This window comes from Burkholderia sp. AU33423, from assembly GCF_002223135.1.
Lineage (GTDB): Bacteria > Pseudomonadota > Gammaproteobacteria > Burkholderiales > Burkholderiaceae > Burkholderia > Burkholderia lata_D.
Window position 1 is genome coordinate 2,444,366 of record NZ_NKFH01000007.1, and the last position, 19,458, is coordinate 2,463,823.

Below are 19,458 nucleotides of genomic sequence, written 5' to 3' on the forward strand. Positions count from 1 at the left end.
AAATTCCGAAGAAACGATGTCGCCGCACAATGGCATTCGATTTCGCGCGCGAATCGAACAGGACTCAAATCGGGGGATATATGGTCAAAAGCAGAGAAGCGCAACTGGATAGTTGCATCGAGCAGGCATTCCAATCGAACCTGGAATTCACAAATTGGTTTCTCTCTCGAACTAAATTCGCCAATGACGCTGGCGTGTATCAGTGGTCTCGCAGCGACAATCCCTGGGGTACTCATCCGCACGTGATTATCGACCCGGCGACCGGCGAGCCAGTTGTCAAAAACGTGCAAAGCGAAACAGACGTATTGGTCGTGTTCTCGCGCCCGAATAGCGGTCCGTTTGCCTTGCATATCGAGAATAAACTCAAAAACCGCTCCTTTATGCCGGGGCAGCCAGAACGTTACCAGTCACGAGCAATGCATTGGCTCAACAACCCGAAATACGGGGCATATGTCGAGTTTGAGACGGTCCTAATTGCGCCTCAAGCTTTTTTCGAGATGAACCGCGTTGGTGCTGAAGGATTTGACCGATATGTTTCTCATGAGGACATCGCCAATTATCTGCCTGAATTCCTGGCATATGTTCAAGAAATCAATAGTGATCACGTAGATACCAAGGCCGTCGCACAAACCATTTTGCGTGCTGGCATCTGGTTGATTCGACATGGCTACGGTCGATTGATGATCCTGCCGTATTCGGCGCCATCTGGATTGCACTGGCGGTGTGCGTTTCATCCACCAGAAAAATCTAACGACGATGTCTATCGGTACACAACCGGCAGCGAACGAACGGTTCTTCATGGTGACCCGGATATCGTGATGTCGTCGACCATGACGCCCCAGGCACTCGCTGAACTAATTGTTGCTCGAGCACCTCGTGATGCGGTCGCATTGTGTGAGGGCGAGGCAAGCCAAGCGGTACTCGATTGGCTTCAACGATTCGAGAAGGTGCTGGATGAAGGTTACATTCCTGAAGCGTTCAACAATGATGATCCTGTCACTGATCGGTGGGCGTTGCTAGGCGATGGCGACTCAAGCGACATGGATCCTCAGCCTGCGTACCGCGCCCCGTAGCAGCGTACGCCACTTGGGGCCGAATTTTGTACGTAGCCCGGCCGTCAGCTTCCGGTTGGAATGCGGCCGCTCCGACGGCATGTTTCCCTGCGAGTTGAACGACGGGTTGTGGCCGAACCCGGTCGTCGAAGGTCGCGCGACACTCGCCCGCTTGATCGGCACTGGGGCGACATAGTCGGTTTATATTGCCGGAGTGCCGGCACACTGGCGCTGGAGTGGTTGACGACTGATTCGGGAAGGTCGATTTTTTGAGGCGGCGCAGTCGAGCGTGCCTCTCCAAAGGCGGATTCGGCCGGCGCTCACGTCACGGTTCGCACGACGCTCCCCGCACACCCGTCAGCGACCGCGCGTCACGCGGGCCCTGGCCTTCCCGTCCTTCGAGACGGGATGACGATTGCCCAGGAGTTCGACCAGCCGTGTCTCGCATTCGGACAATGCGTACCCGCGCCGCTGGGAGGTCATGAACGTGAGCGAGCGCATGTGCCACGCGCGCCGTCGGAGTTCGACCAGCGCCCCCTTCGCGAGGTCTTCCTCGACCAGATGGCGCGGCATGTGCCCCCAGCACAAGCCTCCCCTGAGCAGATCGTGCTTCGCGCCGAGATCATTCACCCACCACTGGCGTTCGCTGGCGACCCCTTGCTGGCTCTTTCCCGCATCGGGCTGATTGTCCGTTACGACGAGCTGGATGTGCCGGCCAAATTCCTCCCGCGGGATCGGCCCCGCGAGTGCGGCCAGCGGATGCGATGGCGCACAGACGGTCACCATTTGCGCTTCGCATAAATGCTGCCGTTCGATGGTGCCCTGGCTCAACTCGGGCACGTCCATGATCGTTACCGCCAATGCGCACGTGCCGTCGAGAACCAGACGCTCGCCGCCCTGCATGGTCGTCATGCGCAGATTGATTGCAACGGTTGGAAAGTCCGCCTGCAGGATGCGCAGGCATTCAATCAGGTGCGCACGCGGAAAATAGGTATCCACGGCAATCGAAACCTGTGGCACCCCGGCTTCGGCAATGGCAACCGCACGCATCTTCATTTCCTCGGTGCGTGAGATCACCCCCCGCGCATCCGGCAGAAGGCTGCGGCCTGCGGCCGTGAGCGTCGCCTTGCGCGTGTTGCGCTCGAACAGCACCACGTCGAAGGCACTCTCGAGCGCGCCGATCGCGTGACTGATCGCCGACTGTGCACGCCTCAGCTGCCGTGCAGCCCCGGAGAAGCTTCCCTGGTCGCATACCGCGACAAAAGCCCGAAGTTGATTGATGGTGACGTTGTCCAGCATATCTATCTAGAAAGTAGATGGCACCTATAGATATTCAGTCAATTGGATTCATGAATCAAGAGGCCCAGAATCATGTTCGTCGCTTTCGTTTCGGAGGATGCAGGGCATGAACAGACTGAATGGAAAGACCGCGGTGATCACCGGCGGCGCTACCGGAATCGGCCGCGCCGCCGCGAGACGCTTCATCGACGAAGGCGCCTTCGTCTTCATCTTCGGCCGCCGGCAGGAAGCGCTCGACGCCGCCGTAGCCGACCTCGGGCCCCATGCCCGCGCGGTGCAGGGTTCGGTTTCCGATCTGGCCGATCTCGAGCGGCTCTACGCTGCGGTGAAGGCGGAGCGCGGAACCCTCGACATCGTGTTCGCCAACGCCGGGGCAGGAAGCCCGCTTCCGCTCGGCAAGATCACCGCCGAACACTTCGACGAAATCTTCGACACCAACGTGAAGGGTTCGATCTTCACGGTCCAGGCGGCGCTGCCGCTGATGGGCCAGGGTGGTTCGATCATCCTGACCGGATCGAGCGCCGGCACCACAGGAGCTGCGGGATTCACGGCATACAGCGCGAGCAAGGCAGCGGTGCGCAACCTCGCCCGGACCTGGGCGGAGGACCTGAAGGGCACCGGCATCCGCGTAAACGTGCTGTCGCCCGGTGCGACGGCGACCGAACTGGCCAAGGAAGCGCTGGGCGAAGAAGGCCAGAAGGCCTATGGGGCGATGACGCCGCTCCAGCGTATGGCCGATCCAGCGGAGATCGGGGCGGTGGCCGCCTTTCTTGCGTCGTCGGACAGCAGCTTCATGACCGCCAGCGAGGTTGCCGTTGACGGTGGCCTGGCACAACTCTGAGGAGAAAGATCAAATGACGCAATCGTTAAAGGGCAAAACAGCGCTCGTTACCGGCGCATCACGGGGCATTGGCCGCGCCATCGCCGAACGTCTTGCAAAGGACGGTGCGACAGTCGCACTCACCTACAACGCCAGTAAATCCGGCGCGGACGCGGCGATCGCAGCCATCGAGAAAGCGGGAGGCACTGCGTTCGCGATCCACGCGGATCTCGTTGATCCGGCGGCCGTCCCGGCTTTGTTCGAGAGACTCGACGACGAACTCGCCAAGCGGAATGGCACCCAAGCCCTCGACATTCTGGTCAACAACGCCGGCAATTCCGGCTGGGTCGGCTTCAAGGACGCGACGCCGGAGAGTTGGGACACCCTGATGGCGGTCTACGCCCGTGCGCCCTTCTTCATCATTCAGGCCGCTCTGGATCGTCTCGCCGATGGTGCCCGCATCATCAACATTTCTTCCGCCGCCGCCACGAAGCCCGTGACGGCAGCGCCCGTCTACTCAATGGCGAAAGCAGCCATCAATACCCTGACCCATACGCTCGCCATCGAGCTGGGGCCGCGTGGCATCACCGCAAACGCCGTCGCGCCGGGCTTCACGCGAACGGATGCAAACGCCGCCGTTCGGGAGAATCCCGAACTCGTCAAGGCGGCCGAGGCACAGATCGCGTTGGGCCGCTTCGGCGAGCCTTCTGAAATCGCCGCCGTCGTGGCGTTCCTGGCCTCCGATGAAGGCCATTGGGTGACCGGCCAAACCATTGAAGCGAGCGGCGGTTACAAGCTCTGACCGCGCAGAGAACCCAAGGAGAGACCTATGCGTTACGCAATCATCGGCTTCGGCAAGATCGGCCACGCACTTGCGAGGGCGTTCGCCCGCAGCGGCATCGACGTGGCCGTTGCCACCACGCGCGATCCGGAAAGCTTTGCCGCCGATGCGGCCGCGATCGGCCCCACGATCATTCCCCAAACCCTGGCGGAAGCCGTCAAGGCGGACATCATCTTTCTGGCTGTCCGTTTCGAGTCGCACCCGGAGGTCGCAAAAGCGCTGCCCGACTGGAAGGGGAAGACCCTCATCGACGCGATGAACACGCAGGCCCCGCCCGAGGAACTGGGCGGCCTCCCGTCCTCGACCTTCGTCGCGAACGCGTTCACCGGAGCCAGGCTGGTGAAAGGCTTCAACCATCTGGTTGCCGCCATCCTCGGCCAGGAACCGGCCGTACAGGGTGGCAGGAGAGTCGTGTTCCTGGCGAGCGACGACGACGCCGCAGCAGCGGAGATCGGCACGCTCGCTGAAAAACTCGGTTTCGCGCCAATCAAACTGGGCGGGCTTTCGGCTGGCGGGCTGCTTGTGCACGCGCGTGGAAATCAGTGGGGACAACTGATCTTCAAGGACTTGATCACGTTCGACTGACGACCCGCCGTTCCCGGATATTTCCCCGGGTCTCGTGGCCAAACCAGGGCGGTCGGCATCGGCGTGGCACTCGACTTTCCGATGCCGCCGGCAACCGCCGGCCGCGCTGCGACCGCACGGATTTCAGCGTCACGGCAACGCCACGAAAAGCCCGCGGATTCATTGCGATGCGGCGCATGAGCGGAAATCGGCGGTTGGCCCAGCGTGACGACCACGAGCGCGATCCTCCGAGCCGGTGGCTTTCGCGATCGAGTGTCCGAATGGCCCCCGGTCAATTGAACGCACTCCGCAGGCGGTTCGTGGCATCGAGCGTCGATTCCGCCAACCTGTCGCGTTCATTCACCTTGCGCGAAATTCAACTCGACGCCATTGCCCGCCGGATCGCGGAAGAAAATCTGCACCTGCCCCGTGAGCGGGACGTGCTCGCGCGTGAATGCCACGTTGGCCTCGGTCAGATGAAGCGCCATCGCGCGGGGATCCGCGCAGGAAAACGCAACGTGATCGAACGTATTGGCAACGTTCGGCGGACGCGACTCGCCCGGCCGCGCTTCCGACAGATGCAGCACGGCCTGCGTGCCCGCATACAGCCAATACCCGAAGCTCTTGAACGGCGGGCGAAACCCTTCCTGCAAGCCAACGATGTCGACGTAGAAATCGCGAAGCGACTCGAGTGTCGGCCGATCTGCCCGCAGATTGTAGTGACTGAATCCGGTAACTGGCATGGCGTGTCGCTCTCGTAGGTACATCGTGGCTTGAGATCGCATCGCGCCGGGCGTTGCATTTCGACACTCGGCCAAGCGCATGCCAGTATATGGCCGCCGCGCAGCACGGTAAAACGCCCCTACGAAAATCGCATCGGCGGCCGACCCGATTTTCCGGTACAAATCGGGGACGCTGACATTCCCCGCGGGCTATCGGAGACTCTCGTTCATGACTCGGCAACACGCACCGGATATCGCAACGACCACCCCCACGCACCCCGGCGACAGCCCATCCGCGCCGATTCCCGCCATCGTGCCGTCGAGCACCGCGCTGCTCGTCATGCATTACCAGACCGACATCCTCGGCCTCTTTCCGTCCGTCGCGCCCGGGTTGCTCGCCAATACGCGCCGGCTCTGCGATGCGGCGCGGGCCAGTGGCATCGGCGTCTGGTTCGCGAACCTCCGGTTCAGCCCCGGTTATCCGGAAGTCAGCCCGCGCAACAAGAACGGCCAGGGCATCAAGCAGCTCGGCCGCTTCATCAACGACGGCCCGTGCCCGGAGCTCGGCCGGCAGCCCGACGAGCCGCTGATCGTCGCGCACCGCGCCAGCGTGTTCTTCGGCACCGATCTGCAGGCGCGGCTGGCCGAGCAAGGTGTCGATTCACTGATCATGGTCGGCATCGCGTCGACGGGCGTGATGCTGTCGTCGATCGCCCACGCGAGCGATGCGGACTTCCGCCTGTACACGGTCAAGGACTGCTGCTACGACCCGGACCCGGTGGTCCATGAGCACCTGTTCTCCACCGCCTTCGAATCGCGCACGACGGTGCTGTCGCTCGCGGACGCGTTGCGGCTGCTCGAGTAAACAAGCGGTCGCGCGGGCGATGCGAAAGACCGGCTGGCCTTGCGCGCCGTGCGCGTGCGGCCCGATGGTGTCGTCGCGTGGGCCGGTAACGATGCATTGAACGTCGACGAAGCAGCAAACGCGGTCATGCGCTGGTTCGGCAAGCCATGCGCCGCGCGTTGAATGCGGCCGCTCGACGTCTGAGGAAACCGGTGTATATTGCCGACCGATACGCCTGCATGCGCACCATCGACGGTGCGCCCGACCTCATCGAATGCCCACGCCATCCACCCTGCCGACGCCTGCCGAACTGAACCGCACGCTGCCGTTCGCGGCCGGTGCGCGGCCATGGCGGCTCGTCCGCTTTGCGTGCATCGACTGGCTCGGCATCCTGCTGTGCTGGGCCGCGATCCGCTTCGTGCCGAATCCGTTCGTCTATGTCGCGGCCGTGCTGCTGATCGCGGGCCGGCTGCAGGCATTCGGCGTGATCCTGCACGACGCCTGCCACCTCCCGATGCGGCGCATGACGCTGCCGCTCGCGCTCGTCGAAGCGCTCGCCGGCTGGACGATCGGTTCGTCGATCGCCGCGATGCGCTATCACCACCTGCGCCATCACCGCGCGGTCGGCACCGCCGAGGATCCGTACCTGCACCGGCTGGCCGCGCGCGGCGGCTGGGTGCAGCGCGTGATGATGCTGCGCGGCGCGCTGCTGCCGGTCTGGTGGCCGCTGCGCGCGCTGATGGCGCCGCTCGCGCTCGCGTGGCCCGCGTTCCGGCCATGGTATGCGCGCGGCTTCATGCAGGACCGCTCGCACCAGGATTTGCGCCGTCACCCTGAAGTCATCGCCTGCGCGCGCGCCGACCTGCCGCATTGCGCGGGCTATCTGCTCGCGATCGCGGCCGTCGTGCACTGGGATCTGCCGTTCTTCACGTATTACGGACTGCCGTGGATCGTCGGCGGCATCATGAACGCGAACCGTGTGCTGCTCGAACATCAACACGTCGAGATCGACGAACGCGCGCCGGAATCGATCTGGCAAATGACGCGCACGATGACGTTCGGCTGGATCGGCAAGCTCGTGCTGTATCCGCGCAACATCGGCTATCACCAGGTGCATCACGCGTATCCGGCGCTCGCGCTCGAACATCTGCCGGCCGTGCACCGCTACCTGACGGACGGCACCGCGTTCGCGCCGCCCGCATCCGGCCAGGCCGGCCCCGCGCACTAGACGCGCCGCGCGGCGCCTACAGTTCGAACCGCATCACCTTCTCGCCGCACTGCGCGGCCGGCAGCGGCTCGCCGCGTTTCACCGCATCGAGCAGCCGGTCGATCGCGACGTGCACGATGTCGGCGCGCACGTTGTGCGGACGGAAGCCCGGCGCGTTGTCGAGGCCCTGCCGGTGCGCGCGCATGATCCGCACGTCCTGCTGGATCACGAGGTGCGTGTACAGGTTCAGCAGCGGCCGCAGCGCGCGCAGCATCCAGCGCGGCAGCCGGAAGCGATAGGCGATGTACGTATAGACGCGCGAGCGGCGCGCATCGATCGGCGTGATCTGGCTGACGATCAGGAAACCGGAACGTTCGCCCCACAGGTAGTCGCAGCGTGTCACGTTCGGCGCGATGAAGCGGTCGACGTGCGCGAGCGGCACGCGATCGGGGTTCGTGAGCCAGTCGAGACAGAAGCCGATCTTGTCGTCGCCGTCGTGATACGTGACGGCGACGCTGTCCTGTGTCGTCGCGACCGTCGCTTCCATCGCCTCGCCGCGGCTGCTGCGGAAGATCCCGTCGTGCACGAATACCGTATGCGGCACGTCCATGAAGTTCTGCGCGAGCATCGCGATGTCGCCGTCGAACGTATTCACCATGAAGTACGACTGCCACGGCGCGACATCGCAAAACGGCATCCGGAAGATCGCGCGCGCCGACGGATCGCCCGTGCCGAGGTACACCCACACGAGCCCGTCGAGCAGTTGCACGGGCAGCGTGCGCTGCCGGAACGGGTAGCGGCCGGGCGTGCCGGCCGGCTGCGAGCCGTCGATGCTCGGCACGTGGACGACCTGCCCTTCGCTGTCGTAGCGCCAGCCGTGGTACGGGCACACGAGCGTGTCGCGGTCGACCTTGCCGGCCGACAGGCGCGTGCCGCGATGCACGCACTGGTCGATCAGCGCGGCGATCCGGCCGTCGCGCTGCCGGAACAGCACGATCCCGGTATCGAGGATCCGCACGCCGAGCGGCTTGTCGCGCGGGAGTTCGCGTTCGGTGCACGCGACGAACCATTGCTCGTGCAGGCCGTCGGCCGGCGGCGCATGCTCGTTCGCCCCCGCCGCATCGCGCGACGGGCAGTCTCGCCCGCATCCGCGTGGTTCGATCATGTCGTTCATCGCGTCAGTCATTCGTCATCGCAAGCAGCGCAGCGGCCACCGGCAACCGCGTCACGAGCGCGCACGGCTTCACGTCGCCCGCGCGGATGCCGGCCCGTTCGGCCGCGTGTTGCAGCAGGTCGCCGAGCCGTTCCGGCGATCGGCCCAGGCGGCGCGCGCGCAGCGGGCCGAGCTGGCCGAGGCGGCGTGCGTGCGCGTAGTGGAACGCCTGCGCCAGTCCGGCTTCGACGGCCGCGCACATTGCGTCGGCTGCATCGGTGCCGATGTCGCCGGCGACGCACAGCACGTAGTGCGGCAGCCCGTCTTTCGCCAAGCAGGGCACGAGGCACGCACCGGCTTCGCTGTATTGCTCACGCGCGCGGTTCAGCGCTTCGGCCGCAATCTGTTCGTCGAGCTTCTCGCCGACGAGATCGACGCTCGCCGCCGCGCGCCCGACGAACGCAATGCGCGGCGTGCGCGCGGCCATGCCGACCACGCGCACGCGATCACCGAGCGCATAGCGATACAGTCCTCCGCCCGTGGTCAGCAGCACCTGTGCATCGTCGCCGGGTCGCAACCCTTCGACACCGCACACGCTGCCGTCGTCGCGCACGAATTCAAGGTAGTGGCTGCCGATCGCGAGCGGGCAACCGTCGCCCGTGCCGAACGGAATGCTCGCGACACCTTCCGTCGCGAACAACCCCTTCGGCAGCCATTGCGCCTGCGGAAACCGCACGTGCAACGCGTCGGCGTAATGCTTGCTCGGGCCATCCAGCCAGCAGCTCACGGCGGCCAGGCGCGGCCACAGCGCCCGGCAATCGCCAGCCGCGATCGCACCGCGCAGCGCCGCGCGGCGGTCGGCCGGCAGCGATGCCTCGACCCATGCGAGATCGCGCGCGCCGTCGGCATCGTCGCGATCGAACAGCGGGCGCAGCACGCTCGTCAGGAACGTCGGGCTCCATACGCTGATGAATGCGAGCGCATCATCCGCGACAAGCGCGCGCAGCGTCTCGCGCCGCCACGTCGCTGCGTTACCGGTCAGCGGCGGCACGAGCAGCGTCGACGCAAGCGCGGCCGCGCTGCTGTCGCCGAGGTAGTCGAGATCGCTCGCCGAGCCGACCGGAATCCCGTTGGGCGCGACGCCGGGCGCTTGCAGCGGCGGCGACATCGACCAGTACGCGCGCCCTTCGCCGAGCGCTGGACAGGCACGATACATGTCGGCCAGCCATACGATCATCGCAGCCTGCAGCTCGCGCAGGAACGCGGGCGTATAAGGAATCAGCTTCTGGCGCGCGGTGCTGCCGCTCGTCCGTTCGAGGAACACCGGGCGCTCGGCGGTCAGCACCGGTTCCGCTTCGTGCGACACGCGATCGAGCCACGGCAGGAAATCGGCGGCCGCATGCACGGGCACGCGTTCACGGAACTGCGCGGGGCTGTCGATCCGGTCGAAGCCGAACCGGCGTCCGAATGCCGTATCGCGGTTCGCGGCGAGCAGCGCCGTCAGCCGGCGCGCCTGCATGTCACCCGGCGCTGCAAGGCCGGCCTGCCATCGATCGACGTCCGGCTGCGCGGCGCGCGCGAACGTGCGCCATGCATCGGCCGGGCTGCGGGCGGACGCGTCCATCAGAAATAGGTCTTGTCGAGTTGCGCGAGATCGTCAGGCAGCCGGCGCGGCGGCGCGAAAATCGTAAGCCAGCCGTACCACAGCGGCCGCGTCTCGCGCAGGTCCGACACCGCGTGCATGTCCTGCCAGCGCAGCGCGGGGCGGCGATGATGCGTGAGGTTGTAGTTGAAGTTCAGCAGCAGCCAGCGCACCGGCGTCGGCGCGCGCATGTTGTACGTGCCTTCGACGACGTCGAGCGGCGTGCGCATGTGGTACACCCATTGCAGCGACGACCACGAGAACGCGAACGCGACATACGCAACCAGCACCGCCGACGCCGACCAGTCGAGCAGCCAGCCGGCCAGCAGCCAGGCACCCACGGCAGCAAGCGTTTCGTAGCGGATGCGACGGAAGTCGGCCGCCTTGAATTCCTTGAAGGCGGCCGCGTAGGTGTTGTCGTCGCCGCGCGCGGCGAGCCGCTGCATCGTGCGGCCGGGCACCAGCGCAAGCACGAAGCTGCCGACGAAACTGCCGAGCCAGATGCCGCCGAGGATCGCCGCGTAGTATTCAACGCGCTTGCGCAGCAGCGATTCGTCTGCCGTCGCGAAATCCGCGCGCTCGGCGCGCGTGCGGTTGCGCACGTGATGGCCGAGATGGTTCACGTGAATGAGCGTCGCGGCCGCGCCGAACATCGTGGACGCCCACCACATCATCATATAATTCGCGATCGGCCGGCGATGCCCGAACCCGTGAAAGGTTTCGTGCATCATCGAGAACACGCCCTGCATCACGAGGCAGAACGGCACGAGCACGAGCCACTTGATCGCGCCGGCGCCGGTACGCGACAGCCAGGTGAGCGTGCCGGCCCACACCACGCTCTGCAGCGCGAGCACAAGCAGGTTCGCCCGATCGTAACGTCGGGTCTGCGCGGCAGCGGCTTGCGCGCTCGGTCGGTTCATGGCTCGGAATGGCGGTTGTTTGCACGGGAGGATACAACAGATGCGTCAGCCGCCGGTAACGGCCCGCGCCCCGTCCGTGGCGGGACGAAATTAGCATGCGACCGTTTCGCCGCCCGAGAGGCGACAGCCCCGCGTCGCGCATGCCGACCCGCGACGTGCGCTTCGCGATCGACGAACGCATTCCGCGCTTCTGGTATCGCGGCACGTGCCATGTCACGCGCTTCTTCGACGCGTTTTCCGTGATGTTTCCGCTCGGCGAGCGCTTCTTCATCGAAAGCGTGCGGCCGTTTCGCGACCAGGTTGGCGGCGATGCATCGCTCGCGGCCGACGTCGACGCGTTCGTGCGGCAGGAAGCGTCGCATATCCGCGTGCACCGGATCTACAACGCACGCCTCGCGTCGCAGCACGTGCCGGTCGACGCGCTCGAGGCGCTGCTCGAAACACGCCAGCGCAATGCCGCGCGGCAAGTGGCGCCCGTCACGCGGCTCGCGCTGACGGCGTGCCTCGAGCACTACACGACGATCCTCGCGCACCGCCTGCTGAGCGACCCGGCGATCCTCGACGGCGCCGATCCGACGATGGCGGCCGTGTGGCGCTGGCATGCGATCGAGGAAACCGAGCACAAGACCGTCGCGTTCGACGTGTTCGCGGCGGCCATGCCGAACGCGGTGCGGCGCTATGTCGTGCGCTGCGCGGCCATGCTCGGGATCTCCGTCTACTTCGTGATCGACCTGATCTATTTCGTGCACCGCCTCGTCTCCGTCGACGGGCAGACCTGGAACCTGCGCGGCTGGCTGCAACTGCTGCGCTGGCTGTTCGTCGCGCCGGGCATCTTCACGCGCGTGATGCCGATGTGGCTGGTCTGGTTCTCGCCGCGCTTCCATCCCGACCGCCTCGACTGCGATGCGGCATTGCGCGCGGCACGCGCCGCGCTCGAACCGTATCTGGCCACTCCCGAACCCGAGCCGGAGTCGCACGCATGACACGCGCGCCGTGGACGCCCGACGGGTTCGACGACTGGCGCCGCCACTATCCGGCGACGCCGTTCGCGCGTGCCGCGGCGCACCTCGACCGGACCGACGCGTTCATCGACGGCTGGACACGGCGCACCGCCCGCCTGCCGCTGACGACGACGGTGGTGCTCGTCGCCGGGCTGTATTCGGAATGGCTGCCCGGCTGCAATCGCGGCGCGCGGCAAACGCTCGGCGCGGCCGGCTATCGCGTGCTGACGGTGCCCGTGCGTTCCGCGCGCGGCGTGTTCGATCAGGGCGCGCATATCGGTGCGTACCTGCGCACGCACCTGCCGGCCGGCGGCGAATTCGTCGCACTTGCGCACAGCAAGGGCGGCATCGACACGCTCGCCGCGCTCGTCGTCGACCCGGCGCTGGCGGCGCGTTGTGCCGGCCTCGCGCTGATGCAGCCGCCGTGCGGGCCGTCCGCGATCGTCGATACGATCTTCCGCCACGGCATGCCGCCGCACGTGGCCGCACCGTGGCCCGACCGCATCGCACGCCGCATGCTGCGCACGCGCTGGGCCGACGCCGGCACGCGCGACATCAGCAGCCGGCGCGATCCGCGCGTCGGCGCAATGCTTGCCGCGCTGCCGCGCGATCTGCATCTCGTGCACGGCGTGAGCTGGTCCGTCGAGGCGTCCACGCGCTTCGATTCGCATCACGGGCGGCTGAACGGGCATCGTCCCGGCTGCGCGCACGACGGACAGTTCTATCTCGAACACCAGGTGATGGCCGGCATCCCGCAGGTCTGCCTGCCGCGACTCGACCACGGCCAGCCCGTGCTCGGCGGTCTCGGCTTCGACGCCGGCCGCTTCTGGCTCGCGCTCGCCGACCTGCTGCACGTCACGCGCGCTCAGACCAGGTAGATCTCGAAGCCCGGCACGCGGCCGGCCAGCAGGCCGTCAATCGACACGGCCGGCTCGCCGGTCGACAGCGTATAGAGATCCATCGGCGTACGCGCCGCGTGGTAGCGCGCGAGCGCCGACCCGAGCGGATCGCCGTCGTACAGGCACAACTGCATCAGCGCATGGCTATTGCGCACGCGCAGCCACGCGGCATCGAGCAGTGCCGCGAACACGGACGGATCGCGGTCGCGCACCTGCAGGTGCGTCAGATAGACGTCGCGCAACGGCTCGCCGGGCGCCGCGATACGCGGGCGGCGCAATGCGGGTGCGACTGCATTGAATGCGACACGGACCGCCCGCAGCGGCAACGGCAGCCGTTCGAGCACGATCCGTTTGATCTCGCCCGCATCCCACGGCGCGACGCAGCCGACCAGGTTGTCGTGAGCGTCGAGCGCCAGCAGGAACGCGTCGATGCCGAACGATGGCCACGTGTCGAGCCGCCGCGCGAATTCGTCCACGGAGAACACGCCGCCGAACGGCTGGCGGCGCGATTCGGCATCGAGAAACGCGCGCAGTGCGTCCGCATGATGCGGCTGCGCATCGACGATCCGCACGCCCCGCACGCAACGCGGCACCGACGACAGCCCGCGCTGCGCGTAGATCGACACGTTCTCGTAGCCGTGCCAGTGCGTGAAACGCAGCCGGTTCTCGCGCCGCGATCGTGCCAGCGACTGCACCGCGAGCCGGTTGTCGCGGATCATGCAGCAATACGCATGCTGCACGCCGGCGTCGGCGCGCAGCGTCGCGAAGCGCGCGCGCACCGAGTCGGTCCACTCGCGCGACAGCCGACGGTCGTGCATCAGCCGCAGGTCGCCGAGATAGGCGACTGGCTGCGCGCGCTCGCCGAGATAGCCGTCGCGCACGACGAGGCTCGCAAGCCCCTTCAACGACGCACGCTCATCTTCCGCGAGCCAGACCTCATGATGCGGCGCGTGGCAGCGATGCAGCGCGAAGTAGTCAGGCGCACGATCGAAGCGCAGCGGCAGGCTGCCCTGCATCGCATGACGGGACTGGAAATCGAGAATGCGCGCGTTGTCGGCCGATTGCGCGAGACGGATCCGCATGCGCTTGGCTCACACCCCGTCGAACAGCCGGCGCGCAAGCGGCCGCAGGTTCGACGCCGACAGCTCGCACAGGCACACGAGTTCGTCGCCCTGCGCGTAGCCGGGATTGCGTGCGAGGAAGTAGTCGACGTCGGCCAGCCGCCGGTGCGCGGCCGGGACCTCCGCGAGCACGGGCGCAAGCCGGCCCTGCGGCGTGTCGAACGACAGCAGGCCGGTGGCGGAGTCGTACGCGTGCCCGTAGCGGCTCGCGGCCAGGTAATCCATCAGGTCCTGCGTGGCCGGGGCGGTCAGGTTGTCGGCACGCGGCGCGTAGTCGCGCGCGAACGCGCGCAGGTAGCGATAGGTGCGATGCCCCTTGCAGATCAGGAACCAGTACAGCGGCACGGCGGGCGCCTGCCGCCACACGTCGCCCGCGTGACGGATCCACGCGAACGCGAGATGCTGCGTACCCCAGTGCGCGGGATCGATGATCGTATCGCCGGAAAAGATCACGCGGATCGACGCGTCGCGCCAGCGTGTCTCGTACTGCTTGAGCGTCGAGAAGCCCTGGATCGCGCCGCCGCCGTCGCGCAGCACGATGCAGTGCGTCTTGTCGCCGAGGTCGCGGTCGAACTGCGCACGAACCGTGTCGCAATAGGACGCCGCATACAGCGAGAACATCCGGTCGATGTCGTCCGGGCCCAGGGCCGCACGTTCGACGGCGGTGGCACGCAACTCCATCGGGTACTCCTGCAAGACTGAACAGCTTGCTATGATAGCCCGTTACCCGCCTGCTCCCGCCATGTCCAACGCCGTTTCCCGCCAGGATGCGAACGACACGCCGATCGCCCGGCCATGGCCGCTGCTCGTCGCCTATCTCGTCGTGACGGGCGTGTTCTACGCCTTCGTCACGCACCTGCCGCTCGGGCCGGTCACGATCATTCCGGCGAGCACACTCGATCGCGCGGTTCCGCTGCTGCCCGGCACCGTGCCGCTTTACCTCAGCTACCTGTTCGTGATGCCCGCGCTCGTGTGGCTCGGGCGTGGCCGTGCATGGCTGCTGCCGGCGTTCTTCGCCGGCACGCTCGCGGCCGGCATTTGCCTCGTGTGCCATCTGCTGCATCCGACCGCCGTCGCATGGCCGCCCGCTCATGACGGCTGGATCGCGTGGCTGCAGCGGATCGACACGCCGCTTGCCGCATCGCCGAGCGGGCACGTCGCGCTGCCGGTCGCGATCGCCATCGTGCTGCGGGCGCTCCGGCGGCGGTCGGCCGTGCTGTTCATCGCGTGGAGCGCGCTGCTGATGGTGACGGTCCTGACCACCGGCCAGCATCGTGCCGCCGACGTCGCATGGGGCGGCGCGATCGGCATCGCGGCCGGCGCGCTCACGCTCGCGCTGCTGCGCGCCAAAGTCGACCTGCGCACGATGGCGGCCGTGCTGCTCGAATGGACGTGCATCGTCGTGGCGATCCGGGTGGCCACCGCGCTCGGCGCGTGGTACCTGTATGCGCTTGCCGTACTCGTCGTCGCGACGCGGCAGCATGCGCTGTTCATCCTGTATCACGACGCGACCCACTATCACCTGACGCGCCGCCGCGGTTTCAACGACTTCCTGATCAACGTGGCGATCGGCGTGCCGGCGCTCGTGCCCGTCGAGTTCTACCGGCCGCTGCATCTCGCGCATCACCGGCATCTCGGCACCGCGCAGGACCCGGAGCGGCAGTTCCTCTATCACGACCAGCCGTGGCGGTTCCGGCCGCTCGACGCATGGCCGCTTGCGCGGCAGTTCCTCGGCGACCTGCTCGTGCTGAACATGGTGCGCAACATGGCGGCATTCCGGCGCGCGGGCGGACAGAATACGCGGCTCGGCCGGCCGTTCCAGGCAGCCGCGGCGGTATGGGGAGTCATCGTCGCGCTGCTCGTGTGGGCCTGTACCGTGCAGACGATCCTGCTGGTCGCCGCGCTGTGGTTCGTGACGCTGCTCACGCTGTCGGTCCTGCTGCAGAAGATCCGCAGCATGGCCGAGCACAGCGGCGGCCCGCACGCGACGCCCGGCTGGGCCGACTGGACGTATTCATGGCGCACGGGCTGGATCGGCCGCGTGTTCGTGTGGCCGTATCACATCAACCTTCATCTGCAGCATCACCGGAATCCGGCGGTGCCGTGGCATGCACTGCCCGACGCGATCGACGAACACGAGCCGCAACTCGACGCACCGGAACTGGCCCGGCTGCTGTGGTCGGGCATCCCGCCGAAGCCGTGACCGGCGACGGCGCACACGATGTCGCACGCCGTCGCCCCTTCGCCCTTCCCCGTTACTTCGCGATATACACGCCCGACGTCGGGCACGTGCCCTGCGTATTGCCGTCCGTCACGAGCGATGCGGCGCTCGGGAACTGCGTGGTCGCATTGGTCTTCACCGCGATCCATGCCTCGGTGAAGTAGCTGACGCCATTCGTCTTCGTGCACTTCAGCGATACCGCGCTGCGCGTATTGCTGCCGAACGCGCCTTCGAAGGCCGACAGCAGCTGGTTACGCGTGACCGTCTTGCCCGCGTTCGCCTGCAGGAATGCGTTGAACGACGTGTTGCCGAGCCGGCTGATCATGCCGGATGCCTGGTTCCAGTACGCATCGGGCGAAGCCGAGTTCGAACAGGTGCCGTGCTTGAACCACTCGTGCTTGTCGAGGCAGGACGCGACGCCCGGCATGTACGTCGACAGCGTGTTGCGGGTCGCGCTGCTGATCGGGTACGCATCCATGCTGCACCACTGGTGCGCATTGTCGAGGTCGATGTCGTTCTGCGGCACGCCGCAGTAGAACGGCTGGTTGCCGTCGTAGTTGTTCGGCCACAGGCCATGCAGCGACAGGCTCGTCGCCGCGTACGTGCCGGCGAGGTTCGTGCATTCGGGCGTATCGTGCGACGCGCAGAAGCCGGGCTCCCACGACGCGGCGAGCAACAAGTAGTCGTAGCTGGTCTGCGCGGTGGCGTGCAGTGAAACGGAAGCGACGGCGAGTGCGGCAGCGGCGCGGGCGAGCGTCTTGAGCATGGCGTTTCCTCGGAAAAGGCTTGCGGTCGCGGGATGCGCCGCAAGATTGTCGAATGTCTGTCCGCAATTGTTGCCGACGCAACATGGCACGAATGTGAAGGTGGACGAATGAAGTCCGGCGGCGCGGGTGCAGGCACCCATCGCCGCGTCGCGCGCTGCCTCACACGGCCGACACGTGCCGCCATACTGGCGGCACGCCGCCCCTCACGACCCGGCGCCCAGCTGCGTGCACGCGCGTGTGATCGATTCGGGGCCTTCGAGCGCGAGGATCTGCCACGCGCCGATGCTGACGCGCCGGCGCGCCGCCGTCGACGCATCGGCCAGCAACGCCTCGACGCGCGGTGCGGCGCCTGGCGCCTGCTGCTTCAGCGCCGCGTGATGCCGCGCGCGCGACGCCGGCTCGGGTTCGTACACGTCGCACAGGCGCACCATGCCGGCGAGACCGGCGAGGTCGTCGTCCTTGTCGATCGCACCCGGCTCGACCGGCGCGAGCCCCTTGCGCTCCGCCGCCGGCAGCTTGCTGCGCGCGCCTTCGTCGATCGACGTGGCGGATGCCGGCGGCAGGCCGCCGATCGCCGCGACGATCCGGCTGCCCGCGGCGATCATGTCGCCCTGGCACTCGATCTTCTCGGCGGCCGCGACGTTCGAGCAGAACGACACCGACGTGCGGTACACGTCGTTGCTCATGCGCGGCACCTCGTCCGCGCTCGCCTGCGCGAAGCCGGCGCTCGTCAGGGCCAGCGCGGCGGGAATCAGGATGCGGAAGGCTCTCGTCTTGTTCATTGTTGTTTGCGTAGGGGGGTTCTCGTGGCGAGCAACCTCGCGCGGCCGCGCGGCGGCGGCCGCAGTGACGCCGGGCCCGCGTCCGGCGGCACGCGATCACTTCATCGACGCGGCTTCCGATCCGCCGGGCGACAGCGCCGCGTTGTCCTGCTCGCGCCACGTGCGGCGCGACGTCATGATCGCCTTCACGGCCGAGCGCGCGACCTTCCACCACGCGAACGGCCGCGGATCGGCAAGCATGCTGAGCGCGCGCGCATAGTCGAGCGTGAGCCCGGGCGTCCATGCCATCGTCACCGCGCGCTTGCGGATCTGCGCGGCGACCCACAGCTCGGGCGTGAGCAGCAGCCGCACGAACGCGCCCCACCCGGCACGCGCGCCCTTCAGCCGCCACACCGCACCGTCGAGCGCGGCTTCGAGCGCGTTCGACACCGTGCTCGAGCAGTTGCGGTGCGTGAGGTTGTACGTCACGTTCTGCCGGTACGACGTCCAGAAGGCATCCAGCTTCGACGGATCGTAGTTGCGGATCCGCACGCGCACGGTCGACGGGCACCACGCCTTCGACTCGGTCGCGTAGTCGGGCTGGAACAGGCCCGGCACGTCGTTTTCGCGGGTCGCGCGCAGGATGCGCGTGAATTCGTCCGGAGAACGATCGATTTCGACGCCCGGATACAGGCTGATATAGATGCCCTCGGGCGACTCCAGCGCCGCGTGCCCGGTCGAGATCACGCCATTGACGTCCACCGCCGCGATATAGCGGTCGATCACCGGATAGCGCTGCGCTTCGGCCTTCGACGTGCCGGTCGGCGTCCACACGTGCACGGTGAGCGCATGCTCGCCGTCGGCCGGCGGACCGTCCCATTCGGATTGCGCGAAATGCGGCCGGTCGCGCGCATCGTCGAGATCCGGCGCGAGCGCCGGCGCCGGCGACGTCGCGAACGCCGGATTGCGCGTCAGCCGCCGCACACGCGCGGCGAGGCTCAGCATGTGCATCCCGCCGAACATCAGCAGCAGGCCGAGGCAGTACGGCACGGTGCCCACATAGTGCGTCGGGTACGGCTGATAGAAGAAGATGGCCAGCAGGATCTCGACGACACCCCATGCGAAGGCGACGTTCCAGCGGCGATAGCGCACCATCCACGCTGCAGTGCACTGCAGCAGCCCGTCGACGAGGAACAGCGTGCCGAAGATCATCGACAGCAGGAAATGGCCGTGGTGATGCCCCGCGAACACGAGCCCGGCAGCGACCACCACCGCGATCCCCTTCACATAGCGCAGGATGCGCTGGCCGCCGACGCCGCTGCCGGCCACGGCAAGTGTCGCGAACCCCTCGATCAGGAACAGCCACGCAAAGATCTGGATCGGGAAGTGCAGCGCGCCATCGAGTGCATCGACGAAGATCACGACGCCCGCGACGACCCACACCCAGCCGAGCACGGTCAGCCCGCGCCAGCGGGTACGCAAGTATTCGATGCCCAGCAGCAGCAAGACCAGTCGTACCATCGCGCTCTCTCGTCATTTTTTCGGGATACGCGCGGGTCACGCGTGTCCTGTCGTTTCGACCGCGCATCGTGCGATGCATCAGCCGAAAGGCGGTAATTCATAC

20 protein-coding genes are annotated in these 19,458 nt (G+C 66.8%); 10 read left to right on the forward strand and 10 right to left on the reverse strand.

The features are described 5' to 3' along the window. Positions 1-29 precede the first annotated feature (29 nt). Positions 30-1,073, forward strand: coding sequence for a hypothetical protein (locus CFB50_RS39065; protein WP_144020709.1), 1,044 nt, complete (start codon positions 30-32; stop codon positions 1,071-1,073). A 336-nt stretch (positions 1,074-1,409) separates the two neighbouring features. On the opposite strand, the gene CFB50_RS29520 is transcribed toward CFB50_RS39065, so the two are convergent. After that, positions 1,410-2,351, reverse strand: a complete 942-nt coding sequence (locus CFB50_RS29520; RefSeq protein ID WP_089448132.1) for a LysR family transcriptional regulator — start codon at positions 2,349-2,351, stop codon at positions 1,410-1,412. A gap of 106 nt (positions 2,352-2,457) precedes the next feature. Here CFB50_RS29520 and CFB50_RS29525 point away from each other — a divergent pair, with 106 nt between their 5' ends. From CFB50_RS29525 to CFB50_RS29535, 3 genes are read left to right on the forward strand one after another with little or no spacing between them, the layout of a single operon-like run. After that, positions 2,458-3,192, forward strand: coding sequence for an SDR family NAD(P)-dependent oxidoreductase (locus tag CFB50_RS29525; protein ID WP_089448133.1), 735 nt, complete (start codon positions 2,458-2,460; stop codon positions 3,190-3,192). 13 nt (positions 3,193-3,205) lie between these two features. Further along, on the forward strand, positions 3,206-3,973 hold the full coding sequence (locus tag CFB50_RS29530; RefSeq protein ID WP_089448134.1) for an SDR family NAD(P)-dependent oxidoreductase: 768 nt from the start codon (positions 3,206-3,208) through the stop codon (positions 3,971-3,973). 27 nt (positions 3,974-4,000) lie between these two features. Beyond that, entirely contained in the window at positions 4,001-4,597 is a 597-nt protein-coding gene (locus CFB50_RS29535) for an NADPH-dependent F420 reductase (protein ID WP_089448135.1), read from the forward strand. A gap of 335 nt (positions 4,598-4,932) precedes the next feature. Here the strand turns inward: CFB50_RS29535 and CFB50_RS29540 are convergent, their stop codons facing one another. Next, the gene (locus CFB50_RS29540) at positions 4,933-5,319 is read right to left on the reverse strand and encodes a VOC family protein (RefSeq protein ID WP_089448136.1); all 387 of its coding nucleotides are present in this window, start codon (positions 5,317-5,319) and stop codon (positions 4,933-4,935) included. Positions 5,320-5,527: 208 nt separating this feature from the next. On the opposite strand from CFB50_RS29540, the gene CFB50_RS29545 reads away from it, so the two are divergent. The 3 genes from CFB50_RS29545 (at position 5,528) to CFB50_RS29550 (ending at position 7,370) form a co-directional block, all read left to right on the forward strand. After that, a complete protein-coding gene (locus tag CFB50_RS29545; RefSeq protein ID WP_089448137.1) occupies positions 5,528-6,163 on the forward strand; it encodes an isochorismatase family cysteine hydrolase in 636 nt (211 codons plus the stop codon). Between the two features lie 39 nt (positions 6,164-6,202). Continuing rightward, positions 6,203-6,325 carry an aromatic-ring hydroxylase C-terminal domain-containing protein gene (locus CFB50_RS40550; RefSeq protein WP_373452977.1) on the forward strand — a complete coding sequence of 41 codons (123 nt, stop codon included), beginning with the start codon at positions 6,203-6,205 and terminating at the stop codon, positions 6,323-6,325. 91 nt (positions 6,326-6,416) lie between these two features. Next, a complete protein-coding gene (locus tag CFB50_RS29550) occupies positions 6,417-7,370 on the forward strand; it encodes a fatty acid desaturase family protein (RefSeq protein WP_089448138.1) in 954 nt (317 codons plus the stop codon). A 16-nt stretch (positions 7,371-7,386) separates the two neighbouring features. Here the strand turns inward: CFB50_RS29550 and CFB50_RS29555 are convergent, their stop codons facing one another. From CFB50_RS29555 to CFB50_RS29565, 3 genes are read right to left on the reverse strand one after another with little or no spacing between them, the layout of a single operon-like run. Further along, positions 7,387-8,514: an aromatic ring-hydroxylating oxygenase subunit alpha gene (locus tag CFB50_RS29555; RefSeq protein WP_256979341.1), complete on the reverse strand. Its 1,128-nt coding sequence runs from the start codon at positions 8,512-8,514 to the stop codon at positions 7,387-7,389. A gap of 13 nt (positions 8,515-8,527) precedes the next feature. Then, positions 8,528-10,126 (reverse strand): GH3 family domain-containing protein, encoded by a 1,599-nt coding sequence (locus tag CFB50_RS29560; protein ID WP_089448140.1) that lies wholly within the window; start codon positions 10,124-10,126, stop codon positions 8,528-8,530. Then, the gene (locus CFB50_RS29565) at positions 10,126-11,064 is read right to left on the reverse strand and encodes a fatty acid desaturase (protein WP_089448141.1); all 939 of its coding nucleotides are present in this window, start codon (positions 11,062-11,064) and stop codon (positions 10,126-10,128) included. The genes CFB50_RS29560 and CFB50_RS29565 overlap by 1 nt, the downstream gene beginning before the upstream one ends. A 95-nt stretch (positions 11,065-11,159) precedes the next feature. Here CFB50_RS29565 and CFB50_RS29570 point away from each other — a divergent pair, with 95 nt between their 5' ends. Both CFB50_RS29570 and CFB50_RS29575 read left to right on the forward strand, forming a co-directional pair. Next, entirely contained in the window at positions 11,160-12,047 is an 888-nt protein-coding gene (locus CFB50_RS29570) for a metal-dependent hydrolase (protein WP_089448142.1), read from the forward strand. Beyond that, positions 12,044-12,943 (forward strand): hypothetical protein, encoded by a 900-nt coding sequence (locus CFB50_RS29575; protein WP_089448143.1) that lies wholly within the window; start codon positions 12,044-12,046, stop codon positions 12,941-12,943. The genes CFB50_RS29570 and CFB50_RS29575 overlap by 4 nt, the downstream gene beginning before the upstream one ends. Here CFB50_RS29575 and CFB50_RS29580 read toward each other — a convergent pair. Continuing rightward, positions 12,931-14,046, reverse strand: a complete 1,116-nt coding sequence (locus tag CFB50_RS29580) for a hypothetical protein (protein ID WP_089448144.1) — start codon at positions 14,044-14,046, stop codon at positions 12,931-12,933. The genes CFB50_RS29575 and CFB50_RS29580 overlap by 13 nt on opposite strands. Positions 14,047-14,055: 9 nt before the next feature. Further along, positions 14,056-14,766, reverse strand: coding sequence for a hypothetical protein (locus tag CFB50_RS29585; protein WP_089448145.1), 711 nt, complete (start codon positions 14,764-14,766; stop codon positions 14,056-14,058). A 61-nt stretch (positions 14,767-14,827) separates the two neighbouring features. Here CFB50_RS29585 and CFB50_RS29590 point away from each other — a divergent pair, with 61 nt between their 5' ends. Further along, positions 14,828-16,288, forward strand: coding sequence for a fatty acid desaturase family protein (locus CFB50_RS29590; RefSeq protein WP_089448146.1), 1,461 nt, complete (start codon positions 14,828-14,830; stop codon positions 16,286-16,288). Between the two features lie 52 nt (positions 16,289-16,340). Here the strand turns inward: CFB50_RS29590 and CFB50_RS29595 are convergent, their stop codons facing one another. The 3 genes from CFB50_RS29595 to CFB50_RS29605 form a co-directional block, all read right to left on the reverse strand. Continuing rightward, positions 16,341-17,072: a ribonuclease T2 gene (locus CFB50_RS29595; RefSeq protein WP_069252254.1), complete on the reverse strand. Its 732-nt coding sequence runs from the start codon at positions 17,070-17,072 to the stop codon at positions 16,341-16,343. 204 nt (positions 17,073-17,276) lie between these two features. Then, positions 17,277-17,855 (reverse strand): hypothetical protein, encoded by a 579-nt coding sequence (locus CFB50_RS29600; RefSeq protein ID WP_069252255.1) that lies wholly within the window; start codon positions 17,853-17,855, stop codon positions 17,277-17,279. A gap of 96 nt (positions 17,856-17,951) precedes the next feature. Further along, on the reverse strand, positions 17,952-19,355 hold the full coding sequence (locus CFB50_RS29605) for an HdeD family acid-resistance protein (protein WP_069252256.1): 1,404 nt from the start codon (positions 19,353-19,355) through the stop codon (positions 17,952-17,954). Between the last annotated feature and the right edge of the window lie 103 nt (positions 19,356-19,458).

What these genes read in the sequence shown, in the direction of transcription:
- CFB50_RS29605 (WP_069252256.1), bottom strand. Translation starts at nt 19,355, where the DNA reads ATGGTACGACTGGTCTTGCTGCTGCTGGGCATCGAATACTTGCGTACC.
- CFB50_RS29580 (WP_089448144.1), bottom strand. Translation starts at nt 14,046, where the DNA reads ATGCGGATCCGTCTCGCGCAATCGGCCGACAACGCGCGCATTCTCGAT.
- CFB50_RS29595 (WP_069252254.1), bottom strand. Translation starts at nt 17,072, where the DNA reads ATGCTCAAGACGCTCGCCCGCGCCGCTGCCGCACTCGCCGTCGCTTCC.
- CFB50_RS29565 (WP_089448141.1), bottom strand. Translation starts at nt 11,064, where the DNA reads ATGAACCGACCGAGCGCGCAAGCCGCTGCCGCGCAGACCCGACGTTAC.
- CFB50_RS29600 (WP_069252255.1), bottom strand. Translation starts at nt 17,855, where the DNA reads ATGAACAAGACGAGAGCCTTCCGCATCCTGATTCCCGCCGCGCTGGCC.
- CFB50_RS29535 (WP_089448135.1), top strand. Translation starts at nt 4,001, where the DNA reads ATGCGTTACGCAATCATCGGCTTCGGCAAGATCGGCCACGCACTTGCG.
- CFB50_RS29520 (WP_089448132.1), bottom strand. Translation starts at nt 2,351, where the DNA reads ATGCTGGACAACGTCACCATCAATCAACTTCGGGCTTTTGTCGCGGTA.
- CFB50_RS29585 (WP_089448145.1), bottom strand. Translation starts at nt 14,766, where the DNA reads ATGGAGTTGCGTGCCACCGCCGTCGAACGTGCGGCCCTGGGCCCGGAC.
- CFB50_RS29545 (WP_089448137.1), top strand. Translation starts at nt 5,528, where the DNA reads ATGACTCGGCAACACGCACCGGATATCGCAACGACCACCCCCACGCAC.
- CFB50_RS29590 (WP_089448146.1), top strand. Translation starts at nt 14,828, where the DNA reads ATGTCCAACGCCGTTTCCCGCCAGGATGCGAACGACACGCCGATCGCC.
- CFB50_RS29550 (WP_089448138.1), top strand. Translation starts at nt 6,417, where the DNA reads ATGCCCACGCCATCCACCCTGCCGACGCCTGCCGAACTGAACCGCACG.
- CFB50_RS29555 (WP_256979341.1), bottom strand. Translation starts at nt 8,514, where the DNA reads ATGATCGAACCACGCGGATGCGGGCGAGACTGCCCGTCGCGCGATGCG.
- CFB50_RS29525 (WP_089448133.1), top strand. Translation starts at nt 2,458, where the DNA reads ATGAACAGACTGAATGGAAAGACCGCGGTGATCACCGGCGGCGCTACC.
- CFB50_RS29570 (WP_089448142.1), top strand. Translation starts at nt 11,160, where the DNA reads ATGCGACCGTTTCGCCGCCCGAGAGGCGACAGCCCCGCGTCGCGCATG.
- CFB50_RS29530 (WP_089448134.1), top strand. Translation starts at nt 3,206, where the DNA reads ATGACGCAATCGTTAAAGGGCAAAACAGCGCTCGTTACCGGCGCATCA.
- CFB50_RS39065 (WP_144020709.1), top strand. Translation starts at nt 30, where the DNA reads ATGGCATTCGATTTCGCGCGCGAATCGAACAGGACTCAAATCGGGGGA.
- CFB50_RS29540 (WP_089448136.1), bottom strand. Translation starts at nt 5,319, where the DNA reads ATGCCAGTTACCGGATTCAGTCACTACAATCTGCGGGCAGATCGGCCG.
- CFB50_RS29575 (WP_089448143.1), top strand. Translation starts at nt 12,044, where the DNA reads ATGACACGCGCGCCGTGGACGCCCGACGGGTTCGACGACTGGCGCCGC.
- CFB50_RS29560 (WP_089448140.1), bottom strand. Translation starts at nt 10,126, where the DNA reads ATGGACGCGTCCGCCCGCAGCCCGGCCGATGCATGGCGCACGTTCGCG.